The organism is Microbacterium sp. K36, assembly GCF_004794355.1.
GTDB lineage: Bacteria > Actinomycetota > Actinomycetes > Actinomycetales > Microbacteriaceae > Microbacterium > Microbacterium paraoxydans_D.
Genome location: NZ_SSDN01000002.1, coordinates 1 through 1,713 on the forward strand (window position 1 = coordinate 1; position 1,713 = coordinate 1,713).

Consider the following 1,713-nt stretch of genomic DNA (forward strand, 5'->3'; position numbering starts at 1 on the left):
GGCGCGACGGCGGGCGCGAGCCTCGGCGCGCGTCCGGGGGAGGGCGCCTGCCGTCGGCGCCGGAAGCGGCACGGTGACGTCCGTGGCCACCTCTTCGGTCGAAGGGAGGTCGATCAGCCGGCGCAGTTCGCTCTCGACCTCCAGAGCGTGCGGCCGTGCCTCGGGGTCGATCGCCGTCATCGCGCTGAGCAGTGCGGCCCACTCCGATCCCAGCTCCGACGGGATCTCCGGCGCGACGTGGAGACGGGCGAGGGCGGATTCGACGCTGAGGGTGGGGGCGAAGCCGGGCTTGCCGGTGAGCGCCTCCAACAGCACCAGCCCGAGCGCGTAGATGTCGACCGCGGGACGGATGTCGCCGTTTCGCAGCTGCTCGGGCGCCATGTAGGTCAGCGTCCCGAGGACGATCCCGGGGGTGGTGACACGGGACATGTCGATGGCGCAGGCGATGCCGAAGTCGGCGAGCTTCGCGCTCCAGCGGCCGTTCGTGTCGAGGGGTGGGGTGAGCAGGACATTCGAGGGCTTGATGTCGCGGTGCACGATGCCGGCGCTGTGCACGGCGTGGAGGGCGGAGGCGATGTCCGCACCGATCGTGGCGATCTCGCGCGGAGTGACCGTCGCGCGGGCCATGCGCTTGCTCAGAGTCGGTCCGGGCACGTACTCCATCACGAGGTACTTCGGTCGTCCGGGCTCGAGGTGCGCGTCGAGGAGTGTGACCAGGCCCGGGTGGTTGAGACCCGCGAGGAGCGCCTTCTCCGAATGCACCCGCTCCACGGACACGACGGCATCGTCGGATTCGCGGAACATCTTCACCGCGACGGTGCGTTCGAGGGCGATGTCCTCCGCGCGATACACGGTCGCCATCCCGCCCATGCCGACAGCCTCCGCCAGGCGGTAGCGGCCGTCCAGAAGCGCGGCGGTGGGCGGGGCTTCCTGGGTGATCACGGCGTCCTCCACTGGCGGGACCGGGTATCCCGACGATGTCTTCACCGTATCCGCGCAGAGAAAACACTGCGTTGGGGTTGACGTGGAGGCTGACACCTGCAACGGCGGATCCACGGGGAGCTGAGAGACTGGACGGATGGCAGGGATTCACCACGTGGAGGTCTGGATCGCCGACCTCGTGTCGTCGCGAGCTGAGTGGGGGTGGCTGCTCGGTGCGGTGGGTTTCGTCCGCGCCGGCGCATGGCCAGAGGGCGAGTCGTGGGAGGCGGGCGGCGCGTATGTCACCCTTACGACATCCCCGAACCTCAGCGGCAGCGCACACGATCGTCGCGCTCCGGGTGTGAACCATCTCGCCTTCGCTGCGGGCCCGCAGGACCGTGTGGACGCGATCATGGCGGCGGCGCCCGAACACGGCTGGCGGCCGTTGTATGCGGAGCGCTACCCGCACGCCGGTGGGCCCGATCACTACGCCGGATGGCTGGAGAACTCCGCGGGGTTCAAGGCCGAGGTCGTCGCCGACGCGTCCTGACGCGGGCCTCGCCCGGAGCGCCGTTACCGCCAGAGGCGGGCGGCGGTGCTGGCGGTCTCCCTGGAGATGGCGTTGGCGAGAGCGAACAGATCGCCGGACGGCGCCTGAGAGAAGGAGATCCCATGACCATTCGCACCGATCCCTGGCCGGTCGGGAGCGGGCCCGCACGCAGTTCAGCTGGGGCGCCTGTTCGGCGAGCTCGGCGAGCTGGGCGTCAACGTCGAGGACCTGCGCCTGGAGCA

Annotated in this window: 2 protein-coding genes; one reads left to right on the forward strand and one right to left on the reverse strand. The window is 70.2% G+C overall.

The window, feature by feature from the left end; translation table 11 throughout:
- Positions 1–942 (reverse strand): serine/threonine-protein kinase (locus DW296_RS00010; RefSeq protein ID WP_136050565.1); only part of this gene is annotated, 942 nt, incomplete at its 3' end.
- Positions 943–1,078: 136 nt separating this feature from the next.
- On the opposite strand from DW296_RS00010, the gene DW296_RS00015 reads away from it, so the two are divergent.
- Entirely contained in the window at positions 1,079–1,471 is a 393-nt protein-coding gene (locus DW296_RS00015; protein WP_136050566.1) for a VOC family protein, read from the forward strand.
- The last annotated feature ends 242 nt before the right edge of the window (positions 1,472–1,713 follow it).

What these genes read in the sequence shown, in the direction of transcription:
- DW296_RS00015 (WP_136050566.1), top strand. Translation starts at nt 1,079, where the DNA reads ATGGCAGGGATTCACCACGTGGAGGTCTGGATCGCCGACCTCGTGTCG.